At 70.1% G+C, this 17,911-nt stretch carries 17 protein-coding genes; 11 read left to right on the forward strand and 6 right to left on the reverse strand.

Features of this window, described 5'->3' with window-relative positions:
• Positions 1-32 precede the first annotated feature (32 nt).
• The 4 genes from GQQ95_RS04665 to sdhC are packed head-to-tail and all read right to left on the reverse strand — an operon-like array spanning position 33 to position 3,481.
• The gene (locus GQQ95_RS04665) at positions 33-794 is read right to left on the reverse strand and encodes a succinate dehydrogenase iron-sulfur subunit (RefSeq protein WP_157426502.1); all 762 of its coding nucleotides are present in this window, start codon (positions 792-794) and stop codon (positions 33-35) included.
• Positions 795-796: 2 nt separating this feature from the next.
• Complete coding sequence (gene sdhA / locus GQQ95_RS04670; protein WP_157426503.1) at positions 797-2,605, reverse strand: succinate dehydrogenase flavoprotein subunit; 1,809 nt, start codon at positions 2,603-2,605, stop codon at positions 797-799.
• A 7-nt stretch (positions 2,606-2,612) separates the two neighbouring features.
• Positions 2,613-3,047 (reverse strand): succinate dehydrogenase hydrophobic membrane anchor subunit, encoded by a 435-nt coding sequence (locus tag GQQ95_RS04675; RefSeq protein ID WP_246205184.1) that lies wholly within the window; start codon positions 3,045-3,047, stop codon positions 2,613-2,615.
• 11 nt (positions 3,048-3,058) lie between these two features.
• Positions 3,059-3,481 carry a succinate dehydrogenase, cytochrome b556 subunit gene (sdhC, locus tag GQQ95_RS04680; RefSeq protein WP_157426504.1) on the reverse strand — a complete coding sequence of 141 codons (423 nt, stop codon included), beginning with the start codon at positions 3,479-3,481 and terminating at the stop codon, positions 3,059-3,061.
• Between the two features lie 207 nt (positions 3,482-3,688).
• Between sdhC and GQQ95_RS04685 the strand changes: the two genes are divergently transcribed.
• From GQQ95_RS04685 to GQQ95_RS04735, 11 genes are all read left to right on the forward strand, one after another.
• Entirely contained in the window at positions 3,689-4,813 is a 1,125-nt protein-coding gene (locus tag GQQ95_RS04685) for a mannose-1-phosphate guanylyltransferase (RefSeq protein ID WP_157426505.1), read from the forward strand.
• A 23-nt stretch (positions 4,814-4,836) separates the two neighbouring features.
• Positions 4,837-5,895, forward strand: a complete 1,059-nt coding sequence (locus GQQ95_RS04690; RefSeq protein ID WP_157426506.1) for a BMP family lipoprotein — start codon at positions 4,837-4,839, stop codon at positions 5,893-5,895.
• Positions 5,896-6,072: 177 nt separating this feature from the next.
• Positions 6,073-7,170, forward strand: a complete 1,098-nt coding sequence (locus GQQ95_RS04695) for a BMP family lipoprotein (RefSeq protein WP_246205185.1) — start codon at positions 6,073-6,075, stop codon at positions 7,168-7,170.
• A gap of 158 nt (positions 7,171-7,328) precedes the next feature.
• Entirely contained in the window at positions 7,329-8,849 is a 1,521-nt protein-coding gene (locus GQQ95_RS04700) for an ABC transporter ATP-binding protein (protein WP_157426507.1), read from the forward strand.
• A complete protein-coding gene (locus GQQ95_RS04705; protein ID WP_157426508.1) occupies positions 8,846-10,156 on the forward strand; it encodes an ABC transporter permease in 1,311 nt (436 codons plus the stop codon). The genes GQQ95_RS04700 and GQQ95_RS04705 overlap by 4 nt, the downstream gene beginning before the upstream one ends.
• Complete coding sequence (locus GQQ95_RS04710; protein ID WP_157426509.1) at positions 10,153-11,451, forward strand: ABC transporter permease; 1,299 nt, start codon at positions 10,153-10,155, stop codon at positions 11,449-11,451. Before GQQ95_RS04705 ends, GQQ95_RS04710 begins: the two co-directional genes overlap by 4 nt.
• 67 nt (positions 11,452-11,518) lie before the next feature.
• The gene (locus tag GQQ95_RS04715; protein WP_157426510.1) at positions 11,519-11,938 is read left to right on the forward strand and encodes a cytidine deaminase; all 420 of its coding nucleotides are present in this window, start codon (positions 11,519-11,521) and stop codon (positions 11,936-11,938) included.
• Entirely contained in the window at positions 11,935-13,236 is a 1,302-nt protein-coding gene (locus GQQ95_RS04720) for a thymidine phosphorylase (RefSeq protein ID WP_157426511.1), read from the forward strand. Before GQQ95_RS04715 ends, GQQ95_RS04720 begins: the two co-directional genes overlap by 4 nt.
• 86 nt (positions 13,237-13,322) lie before the next feature.
• The gene (locus GQQ95_RS04725; protein ID WP_157426512.1) at positions 13,323-14,444 is read left to right on the forward strand and encodes an adenosine deaminase; all 1,122 of its coding nucleotides are present in this window, start codon (positions 13,323-13,325) and stop codon (positions 14,442-14,444) included.
• Positions 14,445-14,545: 101 nt separating this feature from the next.
• The gene (locus tag GQQ95_RS04730; protein WP_157426513.1) at positions 14,546-15,034 is read left to right on the forward strand and encodes a PTS sugar transporter subunit IIA; all 489 of its coding nucleotides are present in this window, start codon (positions 14,546-14,548) and stop codon (positions 15,032-15,034) included.
• A complete protein-coding gene (locus GQQ95_RS04735; RefSeq protein WP_157426514.1) occupies positions 15,031-15,315 on the forward strand; it encodes a PTS sugar transporter subunit IIB in 285 nt (94 codons plus the stop codon). The genes GQQ95_RS04730 and GQQ95_RS04735 overlap by 4 nt, the downstream gene beginning before the upstream one ends.
• 27 nt (positions 15,316-15,342) lie before the next feature.
• Here the strand turns inward: GQQ95_RS04735 and GQQ95_RS04740 are convergent, their stop codons facing one another.
• Positions 15,343-17,070: a phospho-sugar mutase gene (locus tag GQQ95_RS04740; RefSeq protein ID WP_157426515.1), complete on the reverse strand. Its 1,728-nt coding sequence runs from the start codon at positions 17,068-17,070 to the stop codon at positions 15,343-15,345.
• Between the two features lie 9 nt (positions 17,071-17,079).
• The gene (locus GQQ95_RS04745) at positions 17,080-17,907 is read right to left on the reverse strand and encodes a purine-nucleoside phosphorylase (RefSeq protein ID WP_157426516.1); all 828 of its coding nucleotides are present in this window, start codon (positions 17,905-17,907) and stop codon (positions 17,080-17,082) included.
• Between the last annotated feature and the right edge of the window lie 4 nt (positions 17,908-17,911).

The raw sequence follows: 17,911 nt of genomic DNA on the forward strand, positions 1-17,911 counted from the left end.
TCTTCAGCGCGACGGTGTCGCGTCGATCGAGGTCAGGGCTTGCCCCGCATGATGGCCTGCTTGACCTCGGCGATGGCCTTGGTGACCTCGATGCCGCGGGGGCAGGCGTCGGTGCAGTTGAAGGTCGTGCGGCAGCGCCACACGCCCTCCTTGTCGTTCAGGATGTCGAGGCGAACGGATGCCGCGTCGTCACGGTCGTCGAAGATGAACCGGTGCGCGTTCACGATGGCCGCGGGGCCGAAGTACTGCCCATCGGTCCAGAACACGGGGCAGGAGGAGGTGCACGCGGCGCAGAGGATGCACTTGGTCGTGTCGTCGAAGATCTCGCGCTTGGCGATCGACTGCACGCGCTCCTTGCCCGCCTCGGGCTTCGAGTTGGCGATGAGGAACGGCTGCACCTCGCGGTAGCTCGCGAAGAACGGCTCCATGTCGACGATGAGGTCCTTCTCGAGCGGCAGGCCCTTGATGGCCTCCACGTAGATGGGCTTCGAGATGTCGAGGTCCTTGATGAGCGTCTTGCACGCGAGCCGGTTGCGTCCGTTGATGCGCATGGCGTCGGAGCCGCAGATGCCGTGTGCGCAGGAGCGCCGGAACGTGAGCGAGCCGTCCTGCTCCCACTTGATCTTGTGCAGGGCGTCGAGCACGCGGTCGGTCGCGTACATCTCGACGTCGAAGTCCTGCCAGCGCGGCTCGGTGTCCACGTCGGGGTCGAAGCGGCGGATCAGGAACGTCACGGTGAAGGACTGGATGGCCGCCTCGGCGGCGGGCGGCTGCTCGAGCGTGGTGGTGCTCACGATCAGTACTTCCTCTCCATCGGCTGGTAGCGGGTGATGGTCACGGGTTTCCAGTCGAGCCGGATGTGGTCGGCGGCATCCGAGGAGTGCGCGTCGCCCGAGAGGTAGGCCATCGTGTGCTGCATGTAGTTCTCGTCGTCGCGCTTCGGGAAGTCGTCGCGCATGTGGCCGCCACGGCTCTCCTGGCGGTTGCGCGCCGAGTACACGACGACCTCGGCGAGGTCGAGCAGGAAGCCGAGCTCGACGGCCTCGAGGAGGTCGGTGTTGAAGCGCTTGCCCTTGTCCTGGACGGCGATGTTGCGGTAGCGGTCGCGGAGGCCGGCGATCACGTTCGTGACGTGGGCCAGCGACTCGTCGGTGCGGAACACCTGCGCGTTCTTGTCCATCTCGTCCTGCAGCTCCTTGCGGATCGCCGCGATGCGCTCGGTGCCGGCCGAGTCGCGGAGCAGCTGCAGCATCTGGCGGATGTCGCGAGCCGGGTCCTCGGGGAGCGGCGTGAACTCCGCCGTCTTGACGTACTCGACGGCGTTGCGGCCGGCGCGCTTGCCGAAGACGTTGATGTCGAGGAGGGAGTTCGTGCCGAGGCGGTTGGAGCCGTGCACGGAGACGCAGGCGCATTCGCCGGCCGCGTAGAGGCCCGGCACGACGGTCTGGTTGTCGCGGAGGACCTCGGCGGCGACGTTCGTCGGGATGCCGCCCATGGCGTAGTGCGCGGTCGGCATGACGGGAACGGGCTCGTACACGGGGTCGACGCCGAGGTACGTGCGGGCGAACTCGGTGATGTCGGGGAGCTTGGTCTCGAGGACCTCGGCGCCGAGGTGGGTGCAGTCCAGGAGCACGTAGTCCTTGTGCGGGCCGGCGCCGCGGCCCTCGGCGACCTCCTGGACCATGCAGCGGGCGACGATGTCGCGCGGCGCGAGATCCTTGATCGTGGGGGCGTAGCGCTCCATGAACCGCTCGCCGCTCGCATTGCGGAGGATCGCGCCCTCGCCGCGGGCGCCCTCGGTGAGCAGGATGCCGAGGCCGGCGAGGCCGGTCGGGTGGAACTGGAAGAACTCCATGTCCTCGAGCGGGAGGCCCTTGCGCCAGATGATCCCGACGCCGTCGCCCGTGAGGGTGTGCGCGTTCGAGGTCGTCTTGTAGATCTTGCCGAAGCCGCCGGTCGCGAAGATGATCGCCTTCGCCTGGAAGACGTGCAGCTCGCCGGTGGCGAGCTCGTAGGCGACGATGCCCGAGGGCTGCTCGACGCCGTCGACCTCGGTCATGATGAGGTCGAGCGCGTAGTACTCGTTGTAGAACTCGATGCCGAGCCGGACGCAGTTCTGGAACAGCGTCTGCAGGATCATGTGACCCGTGCGGTCGGCGGCGTAGCAGGCCCGGCGGACGGGCGCCTTGCCGTGATCGCGGGTGTGGCCGCCGAAGCGCCGCTGGTCGATCTTCCCCTCGGGCGTGCGGTTGAACGGCAGGCCCATGTTCTCGAGGTCGATGACCGCGTCGATGGCCTCCTTCGCGAGGATCTCCGCCGCGTCCTGGTCGACGAGGTAGTCGCCGCCCTTGACGGTGTCGAAGGTGTGCCACTCCCAGCTGTCCTCCTCGACGTTCGCGAGCGCGGCGGCCATGCCGCCCTGCGCGGCACCCGTGTGGGAGCGCGTCGGGTACAGCTTCGAGATCACGGCGGTCTTCGCGCCTGGCCCGGCCTCGATCGCCGCGCGCATCCCCGCGCCGCCGGCGCCGACGATCACGATGTCGTACTGGTGGTAGTGGACTCCGTCGATGACGTTGGTCTCGACGTGGGCGCTCTGGGAAGTCACGGTTCTCCTAGACAGCGGGGCAGAACGAGGGAAGCAGGTCTGCGGGGGAGCCGGCGGGGCACGGCTCGAAGGTGAAGACCACGAGGGTGCCGAGCACGATGAGCACGGCCGCGGCCGCGAAGAGCGCGCCCTTCAGGACCTTCTGCGTCGTGCCGGGGTTCGTGTAGTCGTTCACGAGCGTGCGCATGCCGTTCGCGCCGTGGATGAGCGCGAGCCACAGCATCGTGACGTCCCACCACTGCCAGAACGGGTCGGCCCACTTGCCGCCGACGAAGCCGAAGTCGATGGCCTTCACGCCCTCGCCGACCATGAGGTTCACGATCAGGTGGCCGAAGATCAGCACGAGCAGCACGACGCCGCTGGCGCGCATGTAGATCCAGCCCCACTTCTCGAGGTTGGTGCCTCGACGGCGTGGTTCGCCCGGGAAGTTGATGGCAGTCACGTCGCGGCTCCTCAGTGGCTGAAGACGTTGATGAGGTGGCGGGGCGTGAAGCCGAGCATCGTGATGACCCAGAGGGCGATGACGATGTAGAAGAGCAGCTTCTGGTGGCGCGTGGCCCAGGCCCACAGGTCGACGAGGATGATGCGCAGGCCGTTGAAGGCGTGGAACACGATCGCGCCGACGAGGGCGACCTCGCCGAGGCCCATGATGGGCGTCTGGTACGTGCCGATGACGGCGTTGTACGCCTCGGGGCTCACGCGCACGAGCGCGGTGTCGAGGATGTGCACCAAGAGGAAGAAGAAGATGGCGACGCCCGTGATGCGGTGCAATACCCACGACCACATGCCCTCGCGGCCGCGGTACAGCGTGCCACCAGGCTTCTGCTTCGCCGGCTTCGCGGGTGTGGTCAGGGTTCCTGCCGGGTTCTCTGGCATGAACAACCCTCCCTGGCTGCTGAAGGCCCTCGATCTCAGGGCGCGAACGGGCCGAACGACCCGATGCGATTGTAGTCCCGGGGTCGCCACGCCGCCGCTTAGGGCTGCCTAACTCTCTCGACGTCGAGATATCTCGTTTGTAAAATCCGGATGCCGGGTGCCGAGGTTCCCGGCGTCCCGCGGCCGCGTCCGGCTATCCTCGGACTCATGTCAGCCCACTCCGTCCCGTTCGACGGGTTCTACAGCGTCATCCCGGCCGGCGGCGTCGGGTCCCGCCTCTGGCCGCTGTCCCGAGCCGACGCGCCGAAGTTCCTCCACGACCTGACCGGTTCCGGCCAGACGCTGCTCAAGGACACGTGGGATCGCCTCGCCCCCCTCTCGGGCGAACAGCGCATCATGGTCGTCACGGGCCGCGCGCACCGCGCGGCGGTCGAGTCCCAGCTCCCCGAGCTCGCCGACGTCAACGTCGTGCTCGAGTCCGAGCCGCGCGACTCCACGGCCGCCATCGGCCTCGCCGCGGCCATCCTCGAACTCCGCGAGCCCGGCGTCGTCATCGGGTCGTTCGCGGCCGATCACGTGATCTCGGGCGACGCGCTCTTCCGTTCGGCGGTCGCCGACGCGATCACGGCCGCGAAGAACGGCTACATCGCGACCATCGGCATCACGCCGACCGAGCCCGCGGTCGGCTTCGGGTACATCGAGTGCGGGCAGCAGCTCGCCATCCCGGGAGCCGGCCGGGTCGAGGTCGTGGCGAACTTCGTCGAGAAGCCCGACCTCGAGACGGCGCGAGACTACGTCGACGGGGGCGCCCACCTCTGGAACGCCGGCATGTTCATCGCGAAGGCCTCCACGCTCCTCGAGGAGCTCGCCCGCACGAAGCCCGAGCTGCACGCCGGCCTCATCGAGCTCGCCGCGGCGTGGGACGACCCCGCGACCAGGGGGCCGGCCGTCGATCGCATCTGGCCGAAGCTCGAGAAGATCGCCATCGACTACTCCGTCGCCGAGCCGGCCGCGGATGCCGGACGCCTGGTCGTCGTGCGCGGTCACTTCCAGTGGGACGACGTCGGCGACTTCGCCTCGCTCGCCAAGCTCAACTCCTCCGGGCGCTCCGGCGAGCTCGCCATCCTCGGCGAGCACGCGCGCGTCCTCGCCGACGCATCGAGCGGCATCGTCATCAGCCGGTCCAAGCGGGTCATCAGCCTCATCGGCGTGCAGGACATCGTGGTCGTCGACACACCCGATGCGCTCCTCGTGACCACGAGCGAGCACGCGCAGCGCGTGAAGGCCGTGGTCGACGCGCTCCGCCTCGGCGGCTCGGGCGACGTGCTCTGACCGGATCGAAGAGGGAGCAGCGGATGTCGCGCAGGAGAGTCGGATTCGGAGTCGCGCTCGTCGCGGCATCCGTGGTGCTGGCCGGGTGCCAGGCGGCGCCCGAGAAGGGCGACGGCGGGGATGCGAGTGCGGGCTGCGTCCGCATGGTCACGAACTCGGGCGGACTCGAGGACCGGTCGTTCAACCAGTCCAGCTGGGAGGGCCTGCAGCAGGCGGAGGAGGAGCTCGGCGTCGAGGCCGAGGCGATCGTCTCGACGAGCGAGACCGACCTGGCCCCCAACGTCGAGCAGGCCGTGCAGTCCGGCTGCGGACTGGTCGTGACGGTCGGCTGGGAGCTCGCCGACCCCACCCTCGAGCAGGCCGCGGCCAACCCCGACGTCGCGTTCGCCATCGTCGACGAGTCGGTCGAGGCGCCCAACGTCAAGCCGGTGGTGTTCGACACGGCACAGGCGGCGTACCTCGCCGGGTACCTGGCCGCGGGGGTCACGAGGACCGGCGTCGTCGCGACCTTCGGCGGCGGCAACCAACCGCCGGTGACGCTGTTCATGGACGGCTTCGTCGACGGCGTGGCCAAGTACAACGAGGTGCACGGCACGAGCGTGCGGGCCCTCGGCTGGGACAAGGCGAGCCAGGACGGCGCCTTCACCGGCGACTTCGAGGACGTGAACAAGGGCAAGACGCTGGCCGAGGGGTTCATCGACCAGGGTGCCGACGTCATCCTGCCGGTGGCCGGGCAGGTCGGCGAGGGCGCGGCGGCCGCGGCGCTCGAGCGCGACGGCGTCTCCATCGTGTGGGTCGACAGCGACGGCTACGAGTCGCTGCCCGCCGACTTCCGGCCGGTCATCCTGACGAGCGTGCTGAAGAACACGCAGGACGCGATGGTGACGATCGTCGGCGACGTCCAGGATGACGCCTTCACCGCGGATCCGTACGTCGGGACCCTCGAGAACGCGGGCGTCGAGATCGCGCCGTACCACGACCTCGCGTCCCTCGTGACGCCCGAGCTCGACGGTGAGATCGAGGGCCTGCGCCAGGCGATCATCGCCGGCGAGATCGTCGTGGAGTCGCCGAGCGCGCCCTGATCCGAGCGCTGTCCCCCATGCGGGGGAGCCCCGGTCTGCTCATATGAGCAGAATGTCGCGTCTTCATAACCATTGGATGTCGTGCGCGCCAACTACGCCGGTCGTGCCCGCAACATTCGGTAACGTACCCACACGGCCCCCCGCTCTGGGTTCTGGGCGCACGATTTGGAGGACACAGTGAAGGTCACGACCAAGAAGGCCGGATTCGCCGGCCTCGCGATGTTCGGTGCAGCCGCGTTGCTCGCCGGTTGCGCGTCGGCTCCCGAGGAGTCCGGCGGTTCCACCGAGGCGGCCTCGGACTTCCTGCCCTGCATGGTCTCCGACGCGGGCGGATTCGACGACAAGTCCTTCAACCAGCTCGGCTTCGAGGGCCTCACCGCCGCGTCCGAGGAACTCGGCGTCGAGCCGAAGACGGTCGAGTCGGCCGCGGAGACCGACTACGCCTCGAACCTGCAGTCGCTCGTCGACCAGGGCTGCAACGCGATCGTGACCGTCGGCTTCCTGCTGGCGCCCGCCGCGCTCGAGTCCGCGACCGACAACCCCGACATCGAGTACGTCTCGATCGACGACACGGTCGACACCGACTTCGACGGCACGACCGACGCCGAGAACATCAAGCCCATCATCTTCGACACCGCGCAGGCCGCGTTCCTCGCCGGCTACCTCTCGGCGGGCGTCTCGAAGACCGGCGTCGTCGGCACCTTCGGCGGCATGAACATCCCGACGGTCACGATCTTCATGGACGGCTTCGCGCAGGGCGTCGACTACTACAACGAGGAGAACGGCACCGCCGTCAAGGTCATCGGCTGGGACCGCGACGCGCAGGACGGCTCCTTCACCGGTGGCTTCGAGGCCAACGACGGCGCCCGTCAGGTCGCCCAGGGCCTCATCGACCAGAACGTCGACGTGCTGCTGCCCGTCGGCGGCCCGATCTACCAGTCGGCCGCCGTCGCCATCCGCGACGCCGGTCGTGAGATCGCCCTGCTCGGTGTCGACGCCGACGTGTTCGAGACCGACCCCGAGGTCGCCGACCTCCTCCTGACCTCGATCCTCAAGGGCATCGACGTCGGTGTCGAGGACGCGATCATCGAGGCCGGCAACGGCGAGTTCGACGCCACCCCGTTCGTCGGCACGCTCGAGAACGAGGGCGTCGGCCTGGCCGATTACCACGACTGGGCGGACGCCGTTCCGGCCGACCTCGACGCCAAGGTGCAGGAGCTGCGCGACCAGATCATCGCCGGCGACATCACGGTGGAGTCCTACCTGGCCGAATAAGGCCCAACCGCGGCGGGGAGGTCGGCTCGTGCCGGCCTCCCCGTCGTCGTTCCCCGCGATTGCGCGGGATCGGCTGCATCTGAGCAGCCCGCTCGCACGGCGAGCGACATCCGAGCAGCACCTGCTGCGGATGCAGGCCAATCAGTAGGATCGATGACATGAAACTCGAGCTCCGGGGCATCACGAAGACGTTCGGGACGCTCGTGGCGAACGACCACATCGACCTCACCGTCGAGGCCGGCGAGATCCACTGCCTCCTCGGCGAGAACGGCGCAGGCAAGTCCACCCTCATGAACGTGCTCTACGGCCTGTACCAGGCCGATGGCGGCGAGATCCTCCTCGACGACCGGGTGCAGAGCTTCGCCGGACCGGGTGACGCGATGCGCGCCGGCATCGGCATGGTGCACCAGCACTTCATGCTCATCCCCGTCTTCACGGTGGCCGAGAACGTCATGCTCGGCCACGAGGAGACGCGCTTCGGCGGCAGGCTCGACCTGCCGGCCGCCCGCGCCAAGGTCAGGGAGATCTCCGACCGCTTCGGGTTCGACGTCGATCCCGACGCCCTCGTCGACGACCTTCCCGTCGGCGTGCAGCAGCGCGTCGAGATCATCAAGGCGCTCTCCCGCGACGCGCGCGTGCTCGTGTTCGACGAGCCGACGGCCGTGCTCACGCCGCAGGAGACCGACGAGCTCATGGCCATCATGCGCCAGCTCAAGGAGTCGGGCACCTCCATCGTCTTCATCACGCACAAGTTGCGCGAGGTCCGCGAGGTGGCCGACCGCATCACCGTGATCCGGCTCGGAAAGGTCGTGGGCGAGGCATCGCCCACCGCCTCGAACGCCGAGCTGGCCTCGCTCATGGTCGGGCGCGCCGTGGAGCTCACCGTCCAGAAGGACGCACCGCAGCTCGGCGACCCCGCGCTCGTCGTCCAGGGCCTGACCGTCGTCGACCCGATCGGCCAGCTCGTCGTCAACGACGTCTCCTTCGAGGTGCGCCGCGGCGAGATCCTCGCGGTCGCGGGCGTGCAGGGGAACGGCCAGACCGAGCTCACCGAGGCGCTCGTGGGCCTGCAGCCCCGGGTGCGCGGCTCCATGCGACTCGACGGCAACGAGCTCAACGGCGACAGCGTCCGCAGCATCCTCGACGCCGGCGTCGGGTTCGTGCCCGAGGATCGCAAGGAGGACGGGCTCGTCGCGGAGTTCTCCATCGCCGAGAACCTCATGCTCGACCGTGCCGAGGGAGCTCCGTTCGTCAAGGGCGGCAACCTCCAGCTCGCCACCCTCGCCGAGTTCGCCGAGGAGAAGGTCGCCGAGTACGACGTCCGCACGCCCTCCATCGAGACGAAGGTCGGCCGGCTGTCCGGCGGCAACCAGCAGAAGGTCGTGCTCGCGCGCGAGCTCAGCCGCGAGCTGCGCCTCCTCGTCGCGGCCCAGCCCACCCGTGGAGTCGACGTCGGGTCGATCGAGTTCATCCACAAGCGCATCGTCGAGACCCGTGACTCCGGCGTGCCCGTGGTCGTCGTGTCCACCGAGCTCGATGAGGTCACGGCCCTCGCCGATCGCATCATGGTCATGTACCGCGGCAAGGTGGTGGGCATCGTGCCGGGGGACACCCCGCGCGAGACCCTCGGCCTGATGATGGCCGGCGAGGCCCCGAACCCCGAAGGAGCCGCGGCATGAGCGCGCAAGGACCGAGCGACCCCGACGTCGCCGTCGAGACGGGCTCGCAGGTCCCGCCGGCGGAGCCCGTGAGGCGGGCCGAGCCCGAGCCGGAGCCCGAGTCGCGCTGGCACCGCGCCCTCCGCGAGGTCGCGACGGGCAACGCCATCATCTCCGTGCTCGCGGTCGTGCTCGCACTCATCGTCGGTGCGATCATGATCGCCTTCACCGACGAGCGCGTGCAGGCGGCATCCGGCTACTTCTTCGCCCGGCCGGGCGACACGTTCGTCGCGATCTGGGAGTCGGTCTCCGGCGCCTACTCGGCCTTCTTCCAGGGCTCGATCTACAACTTCCGCCGGCCCGACTTCGCCGCCGGCATCCGGCCGCTCACCGAGACGCTGACGTTCGCGACCCCGCTCATCGCGGCGGGCCTCGGCGTGGCGCTCGCGTTCCGCGTCGGCATGTTCAACATCGGCGGCCGCGGCCAGATGCTCATGGCCTCCGCAGCCGCGGGCTGGGTCGCGTTCTCGTTCGACCTCCCCTTCGGCGTGCACATGTTCGTCGCGCTGCTCGCAGGCCTCCTCGCCGGCGCGCTGTGGGCCGGCATCGCGGGCCTCCTGAAGGCGCGCACCGGCGCCCACGAGGTCATCGTCACGATCATGCTGAACTACGTCGCGCTCTACCTCGTGACCTGGATGCTGCGGACGCCCGGCCTGCTGCAGGCCCCCGGTTCGAACAACCCCAAGACGCCGCCCATGAAGGACACGGCGATCTTCCCCGCCATCCTCGGCGACGGCTACAACCTGCACTTCGGCTTCCTCCTCGCGATCGCCTCGGTCGTGCTCGTCTGGTGGATCCTCGACCGATCGAGCCTCGGCTTCCAGTTCCGCGCGGTCGGCGAGAACCCCAACGCGGCTCGCGTCGCGGGCATCAACGTCAAGGCGATGTACGTCTACGCGATGCTGATCTCGGGCGCGCTCATCGGACTGGCCGGCGTCAGCCAGGTGCTCGGCACCGTGACGACCGGGTTCTCCAGCGGCATCGACGCGGGCATCGGCTTCGACGCCATCACCGTCGCGCTGCTCGGCCGCTCGACCCCGTGGGGCGTGCTCGCGGCCGGCATCCTCTTCGGCGCGTTCAAGGCCGGCGGGTTCGCGATGCAGGCCGCCGAGGGCGTCCCGATCGACATCGTCCTCGTCGTCCAGTCGCTCATCGTGCTCTTCATCGCGGCCCCGCCGCTCGTGCGCGCCATCTTCAGGCTCCCCGCCCCGGGCAGCGCGTCGCGCAGACCGCGACCCAACGTCACGAAGGAGGTGGAGCCGAAATGACCACCGCGACCCAGCACAATGCCGCCGCGCCGCAGGAGCCGGCCCTCGCGAGGACCGTCGTCGTCAGCTGGAAGGCCCCGATCGCCTTCGGCGTGATCACCGTCCTCGCCGCCATCCTCTTCCTCGTCGCCGGGCAGGGCGGAGAGGCCGTGTTCCGCATCTCCGCCGCGGGTGACGCCCTCCAGCTGCCCGAGATCGTGCTCGACGCGACCGTCGTCGCGTGGACCTCGACCATCCTGCTCCTCGCGATCACCGTCGCGAGCGCGCTCCTCGTGCGCTCCGAGCGCAAGGTCCCCGTGTGGCTGATGGCCGTGTTCGCGGTCGTGTTCCTCATCGGGTTCCTGACGTGGGCCGCCGCGGGCGCCCGAACGAACGTGATCCCGGTCGCGGGACTGCTCGCCGGTGCGCTCAGCCTCTCCGTGCCGCTGATCTTCGGCTCGCTGAGCGGCGTGATCTCCGAGCGCGTCGGCGTCATCAACATCGCGATCGAGGGCCAGCTCCTGGCGGGTGCCTTCACGTCGGCCGTCGTGGCGACCGCGACCGGCAACCCCTATGCCGGGCTGCTCGCCGCCGGCGTCGCGGGCGTGCTCGTCTCGTTCGTGCTGGCCGCCTTCGCGATCAAGTACTTCGTCGACCAGGTCATCGTCGGTGTCGTGCTGAACGTGCTGGTGCTCGGTCTCACGAGCTTCTTCTTCTCTCAGGTCCTGGCGCCGAACGCGACCACCCTGAACTCCCCGCCGCGGTTCGAGCGCATCCCGATCCCGATCCTCTCCGAGATCCCGCTCATCGGGCCGACGTTCTTCCGGCAGACCATCATCGTCTACCTCATGTACGTCGCCGTCGCGGCCGTCTACATCGGGCTGTTCCACACCAAGTGGGGCCTCCGGCTGCGCGCCGTGGGCGAGCACCCCCAAGCCGCGGACACCGTCGGCATCAACGTCACGGGCACCCGGTTCTGGAATGTCTCCCTGGCCGGTGCGATCGCGGGCCTCGGCGGTGCGTTCTTCACCCTCGGGTCCGTCGGCGCGTTCAACAAGGAGATGACCGCCGGAGCCGGCTTCATCGCCCTCGCCGCCGTGATCTTCGGGCAGTGGGACCCGATCAAGGCGACGCTCGCCGCACTGCTGTTCGGCTTCGCGTCGAACCTCCAGAACACGCTCGGCGTCATCGGGTCTCCGGTGCCGAGCGAGTTCATGCTCATGCTGCCGTACGTGGTGACGATCTTCGCGGTCGCCGGCCTCGTGGGCAAGGTGCGTGGGCCCGCTGCCGCGGGCAAGCCCTACATCAAGGCCTGACCGGCCACGCCGCACCCCGACGTGCGGCGGGACACGACGAACACCCATCCTGGAACGGGGGAGCATCATGACCGCAACGGATGCGATCGACTGGACCGACCTGCGCGAGCGCGCGCGGGAGGCCATGGCCAAGGCGTACGTGCCCTATTCGGAGTTCCCGGTGGGCGCGGCGGCGATCGTCGACGACGGCCGCGTCGTCAGCGGGTGCAACGTCGAGAACGCCTCGTACGGTGTCACGCTCTGCGCGGAGTGCTCGCTCGTCTCGGCGCTCGCGATGTCGGGGGGCGGCAAGCTCGTCGCGTTCACATGCGTCGACGGCCACGGGAACGTGCTGATGCCGTGCGGACGGTGCCGCCAACTGCTGTTCGAGCACTCGGCGGAGGGCATGGTCCTCGAGACCGTCTCCGGCTTCAGGACGATCGACGAGGTGCTTCCCGACGCCTTCGGACCCAGGCAGCTCGCCGAGTACCGCGGAGCGGGCGCATGAGCGGCGTCGAGGCCTTCGACGCGGTCGACCTGATCCGGGCCAAGCGAGACGGGCACGAGCTCGAGACCGCCGAGATCGACTGGCTCGTCGACGCCTACACGCGCGGGTACGTGGCCGACGAGCAGATGTCCGCCATGACCATGGCGATCTTCCTGAACGGCATGGCGAGGCGCGAGATCCGCGACCTGACGATGGCGATGATCGCCTCGGGCGAGCGCATGGACTTCAGCGGCCTCGGCAAGGCGACCACCGACAAGCACTCCACCGGGGGAGTCGGCGACAAGATCACGCTCCCCCTCATGCCGCTCGTCGCGAGCTTCGGCGTGGCGGTGCCGCAGCTCTCCGGCCGCGGACTCGGCCACACCGGCGGCACGCTCGACAAGCTCGAGTCCATCCCCGGCTGGCGCGCCGACCTGACGAACGACGAGATGTTCGCGCAGCTCCGCGACGTGGGCGGCGTGATCTGCGCCGCGGGCAGCGGCCTCGCCCCCGCCGACAAGAAGCTCTACGCCCTGCGCGACATCACCGGCACCGTCGAGGCGATCCCGCTGATCGCCTCCTCAATCATGTCGAAGAAGATCGCCGAGGGCACGGGTGCGCTCGTGCTCGACGTGAAGTTCGGGTCGGGGGCCTTCCTGCAGGACATCGAGCGGTCGCGCGAGCTCGCCCGCACGATGGTCGAACTCGGCGAGGACGCCGGCGTCGCGACATCCGCCCTCATCACCAACATGAACGTGCCGCTCGGCCTCACGATCGGCAACGCCAACGAGGTGCGCGAGTCGATCGAGGTGCTGGCCGGCGGCGGCCCCGCCGACGTGCGGGAGCTCACCATCGCGCTGGCGCAGGAGATGCTCGAGCTCGCGGGCGTCCGCGACGCCGACGTCGCCGCGGCGCTCGACGACGGCCGTGCCATGGACAGCTGGCGCGCCTTCGTGATCGCGCAGGGCGGGGACCCCGACGCCGCGATGCCCGTCGCACGCGAGACGCACACCGTCGTGGCCGACCGCGACGGCGTGCTGGTCGAGCAGTCGGCGCTGCCGTTCGGCATCGCCGCCTGGCGGCTCGGGGCGGGCCGTGCGCGCAAGGAGGACCCGGTGCACCACGCCGCGGGCATCGACCTGCACGCCAAGCCCGGCGACACGGTGCGCAAGGGCGAGCCGCTGTTCACCCTGCTCGCCGACGAGCCCGCCCGGTTCGCCAGGGCGCTCGACGCCGTCGAGGGTGCGTACCGCATCGGCGACGCGGGAGAACAGGTCGCCGACGGCGGCCCGCTCATCGCGGACCGCATCGGGCGCTGACGCCGACACGCCCATGCTGCGTCGTGCGGCGCCATTGCTCTGAGATTGCCGAGACTTCGCGGCGGCCTCGCCGGTATCGTTGAGCCGTGAACACGAATGCGACGCAGTACCGGCTCGAGGGCGATGGCGCGAACATCCAGGCGCTCCCGAAGATCTCACTGCACGACCACCTCGACGGGGGTCTGCGTCCGCAGACCGTCATCGAGCTCGCCGACGCCACGGGCGTCGACGTGCCGAAGCACGATGCCGAGCAGCTCGGCACCTGGTTCGCCGAGAAGTCCGACTCCGGCTCGCTCGTGGAGTACCTGAAGACGTTCGACGTCACGACCGCAGTGATGCAGACCCGCGAGGGCCTCACGAGGGTCGCGCGCGAGTTCGTCCAAGACCTCGCGGCCGACGGCGTGATCTACGGCGAGGTGCGCTGGGCGCCCGAGCAGCACCTCGCGGGCGGGCTCGACCTCGACGAGGTCGTCGCGGCCGTGCAGGAGGGGCTCGAGCAGGGCGCCGACGATGCGCGCGACGCCGGTCACGGCATCCGCACCGGCCAGCTCATCACGGCCATGCGCCACGCCGACCGCGGGCTCGAGATCGCCGAGCTGGCCGTGCGGCACCGCGACCGCGGCGTGGTCGGCTTCGACATCGCCGGCGCCGAGGCGGGATTCCCCGCGAGCCGGCACCGCACGGCGTTCGACTTCCTCGCCGGGCAGTACCTTCCCGTCACCGTGCACGCCGGCGAGGCCGACGGCCTCGAGTCCATCCGGAGCGCGCTCTTCGACGGGCGGGCACTGCGCCTCGGCCACGGCGTGCGCCTCGCCGAGGACCTCGTGATCGAGCGCCAGGATGACGAGAACACCTACGTCTCCCTCGGACCGATCGCCCAGTGGGTCCGCGATCGCGAGATCGCGCTCGAGCTGAGCCCGTCGTCGAACCTGCAGACCGGTGCCATCGAGGCGTGGGGCGACGAGCTCGTCGACCACCCCTTCGACCTGCTCTACCAGCTGGGCTTCCGGGTGACCGTCAACCCCGACAACCGCCTGCAGAGCTCGACGAGCATCACCCGCGAGCTCGCGCTGCTCAGCGACGCCTTCGGCTACGACCTCGACGACTTCGAGACGTTCCAGCTGAACGCGGCGGCGGCGACGTTCCTTCCGGTCGACGACCGCGACGAGCTCGCCGAGCTCATCCGCGAGGGCTTCGACGACGCCTGAGCGGATGCCGCCGCCGGCGGCCCGATCCACGGGGGCGTCATCCACGCCACCGCACCCGCAACCCACGACCACGCGCGATCGCCGTGCGGAACGGATCCTCCATGACGACACCGTCGCTTCCCGACGCGGCCGTGCTCCTCGGCGCACGTGTCGACGACTGGCGGCAGGCCGTCCGCGAATCCGGTCGAGCCCTCACCCGCGCCGGCGCCACCCGAGACGAGTACACCGAGCGCATGATCGGCGTCATCGAGGAGTTCGGCGCCTACGTCGTCATCGCCCCGGGCCTCGCGCTCGCCCATGCCCGCCCCGGCTCCGATGTCCTCCACGAGGGGCTCTCCGTCGTGACGCTGGCGACGCCCGTCGACTTCGGGCACCCGCACAACGACCCGGTGCGCGTCGTCATCGGCCTCGCGGTGGCCAATGCCGAGGAGCACGTGGCCTCCGTCGCACGGCTCGCGAACGTGTTCAACGACGAGCAGGTGATCGCCCGCATCGCGGAGGCTCGAACGGCCGATGAGGTCCGTGCGCTCCTGGGCCTCGGGGTGCCGAGCGGCGAACCAGGCGGCGACGGCCTGGGGGCCCACGCATGAGGATCATCGCCGTCTGCGGTTCGGGCATCGGCACCTCGGCCATCCTGAAGGTGAATGCGGAGCGAGCGCTCGGCCGGCTCGGCCTCACGGCCGTGGTCGACGCCAGCGACCTCGCGTCCATCGCCGTCGCGGCATCCGACGCCCAGGTGGTGCTGACCTCGACCGAGCTCGCCGCGGCCGTCCGCACGGCCCTCGGACGCAGCCACGCCGAGATCATCGAGGTGGTCAACTACTTCGACGTCGAGGAGATCAGCGGCAAGCTCGAGGAATCGCTCGGCTGATCGATCGGGCGCTGCCCTCGGGCCGGCTCAGGCGAAGAGCTCGCGCATGCCCGTCTCCAGCCGTTCGAGCGTTGCGGATGCCGCGGCCCGGCGCTCGGCGACCGTGCCCGTGTGCGAGGCGGCGTCGAGGTAGGCCTTGAGCTTCGGCTCGGTTCCGCTGGGGCGGACCATGACGCGCGCACCGCCCTCGATGACGAAGCGCAGGACGTCGCTCGGAGCGAGCGAACCGAAGCCGTGCGAGAGGTCCTCGATGCGTTCGACCCGCACGCCGCCGACGGAGGCCGGCGGCTCGGCGCGCAGGCGCGCCATGATCGTGTCGATGCGGCTCAGGTCGGTGACGCGGATCGAGATCTGGCTCGACACGTGGCAGCCGAACCGCTCGACGAATTCGTCGAGGTGGTCGGCGATGGTGCGTCCGCTCGTCCTGAGCTCCGCGGCGAGGGAGAGGAAGGCGACGGCCGCGGAGATGCCGTCCTTGTCGCGCACGGTGCCCGGGTTCACGAGGTAGCCGAGCGCCTCCTCGAAGCCGAATACGAGGTTCGGTGCCCGGGAGATCCACTTGAACCCGGTCAGGGTGGCCTCGAAGTCGAGGTCGTAGGCGTCGGCGATCTCGGCGAGCCCCGGCGAGGACACGATGGAGCAGGCGAGGGTGCCGTCGGCTCCGCCGTCGCCCGAGGCGCCGGCGGCGTGGCGGGCGGCCCGCCAGCCGAGCAGCAGGCCGACCTCGTTGCCGGTGAGACGGCGGTACCCGGCGTCGGCCGCGGTATCGGGGATCGCGATCGCGAGCCGGTCGGCGTCGGGGTCGTTCGCCACGATGAGGTCGGCGCCGACCTGCCGGGCCCGCGCGAAGGAGAGGTCCATCGCGCCCGGTTCCTCGGGATTCGGGAACGCGACGGTCGGGAAGGCCGCATCGGGATGGATCTGCTCGTCGACGAGCGTCGGCGCGTCGAACCCGGCCGCGGCGAGCACGCGGGAGGCGGTCTCCCACCCGACACCGTGCATGGCGGTGTAGACGACCTTCGGCTGGGCGGCGGGCGCATGCCCGGCCTCGAGCGCCGTCTGGTGCACGTAGGCCTCGAGGACGGACTCGTCGGCGATCTCGACCTCCCCACGGGGGAGGTCGGGCACCGAGGCGGTGGCCGCGATGCCGGTGATGTGCGCGGCGATCTCGGCGTCGGCCGGCGACACGATCTGCGAGCCGTGGTCGCGACCGCCGAGGTAGACCTTGTACCCGTTGTCGTTCGGAGGGTTGTGCGAGGCGGTGACCATGACGCCCGCCGAGGTGTCGAGGTGGCGCACCGCGAACGCGAGCACGGGGGTCGGGAGCAGCCGCGGCAGCAGGATCGCGCGGACGCCGGCACCCGCGAGGATCTCGGCGGAGTCGCGCGCGAACACCGCCGAGTTGCGGCGCCCGTCGTAGCCGATGACGACCGAGGGCGTGCCGTCGGTGCTGCGTTCGAGCAGGTAGGCCGCGAGCCCCGCCGCCGCCTGGGAGACCAGCACCCGGTTCATCCGGTTGGGGCCGGCCGCGATCTCGCCGCGGAGGCCGGCGGTCCCGAAGGCCAGCCGCTGGTCGAACCGGTCGGCGAGGTCGGCGGATGCCGCGGGGTCGCCGTCCTGCGTGCGCGCCACGATGGCCGCGAGCTCGGCACGCGTCTCGGGGTCGGGGTCCTGCGTGATCCAGGCCTCGGCGAGGGCGATGCGTTCGCGGTCGGCGTCGGACGGGACGGTGGTCGAGGCGTCTGGCTGCGACATCCGGGTCTCCTAGAGCTCTGCGACGATCTTCGCGAGCAGCGAGGAGATGACGGGCTCGGCGAGTCGTCCGGCCTCGATGACCTCCTCATGGCTCAGCGGGGTCTGCTGGATGCCGGCGGCGAGGTTGGTGATCAGCGACATGCCGAGCACCTCCATGCCGGCCTGCCGGGCGGCGATCGCCTCGAGCGCCGTGGACATGCCGACGATGTGGCCGCCGATGGCCTTGGCCATCTGCACCTCGGCGGGGGTCTCGTAGTGGGGTCCGCGGAACTGGCAGTAGACGCCCTCGTCGAGCTCGGGGGAGAGGGTGCGCGCGAGGTCGCGCAGCCGCTTCGAGTAGAGGTCGGTGAGGTCGATGAAGGTCGCGCCCTCGAGCGGGGAGTCGGCCGTGAGGTTGATGTGGTCGCTGATCAGCACGGGCGTGCCGGGCGTCCAGTGCTCCTTGATGCCGCCGGCGCCGTTCGTCAGGATCATCGTGGTCGCACCCGCTGCCGCCGCGGTGCGCACCGAGTGCACCACGCGGCGGACCCCGTGGCCCTCGTAGTAGTGGGTGCGCGCGCCGATGACGAGTGCTCGCTTGCCGGAGGGCAGCAGCACCGAGCGCAGCGTGCCCACGTGCCCCTCGAGCGCCGGCTTGGAGAACCCGGGCACCTCCGTCGCGGCGATCGTGTGGGTCGTCTCGCCGATGAGCTCGGCGGCCCGGCCCCAGCCGCTGCCGAGCGTGAGGGCGATGTCGTGGCGTTCGACCCCGGTCAGCTCCGCGATGCGGGCGGCCGCGTCGGCCGCGACGGCGAAGGGGTCTGCTGCGGGGTCGTCGAGCACGTTCACGTCGGTCATCCCA

This window comes from Agromyces salentinus (assembly GCF_009749395.1).
Classification (GTDB): Bacteria; Actinomycetota; Actinomycetes; order Actinomycetales; family Microbacteriaceae; genus Agromyces; species Agromyces salentinus.

Excerpts from the sequence above, each read along its gene's own strand:
- sdhC (WP_157426504.1), bottom strand. The coding sequence starts at position 3,481 with ATGCCAGAGAACCCGGCAGGAACCCTGACCACACCCGCGAAGCCGGCG.
- GQQ95_RS04735 (WP_157426514.1), top strand. The coding sequence starts at position 15,031 with ATGAGGATCATCGCCGTCTGCGGTTCGGGCATCGGCACCTCGGCCATC.
- GQQ95_RS04740 (WP_157426515.1), bottom strand. The coding sequence starts at position 17,070 with ATGTCGCAGCCAGACGCCTCGACCACCGTCCCGTCCGACGCCGACCGC.
- GQQ95_RS04745 (WP_157426516.1), bottom strand. The coding sequence starts at position 17,907 with ATGACCGACGTGAACGTGCTCGACGACCCCGCAGCAGACCCCTTCGCC.
- GQQ95_RS04720 (WP_157426511.1), top strand. The coding sequence starts at position 11,935 with ATGAGCGGCGTCGAGGCCTTCGACGCGGTCGACCTGATCCGGGCCAAG.
- GQQ95_RS04715 (WP_157426510.1), top strand. The coding sequence starts at position 11,519 with ATGACCGCAACGGATGCGATCGACTGGACCGACCTGCGCGAGCGCGCG.
- GQQ95_RS04710 (WP_157426509.1), top strand. The coding sequence starts at position 10,153 with ATGACCACCGCGACCCAGCACAATGCCGCCGCGCCGCAGGAGCCGGCC.
- GQQ95_RS04705 (WP_157426508.1), top strand. The coding sequence starts at position 8,846 with ATGAGCGCGCAAGGACCGAGCGACCCCGACGTCGCCGTCGAGACGGGC.
- GQQ95_RS04685 (WP_157426505.1), top strand. The coding sequence starts at position 3,689 with ATGTCAGCCCACTCCGTCCCGTTCGACGGGTTCTACAGCGTCATCCCG.
- GQQ95_RS04690 (WP_157426506.1), top strand. The coding sequence starts at position 4,837 with ATGTCGCGCAGGAGAGTCGGATTCGGAGTCGCGCTCGTCGCGGCATCC.
- GQQ95_RS04730 (WP_157426513.1), top strand. The coding sequence starts at position 14,546 with ATGACGACACCGTCGCTTCCCGACGCGGCCGTGCTCCTCGGCGCACGT.
- GQQ95_RS04700 (WP_157426507.1), top strand. The coding sequence starts at position 7,329 with ATGAAACTCGAGCTCCGGGGCATCACGAAGACGTTCGGGACGCTCGTG.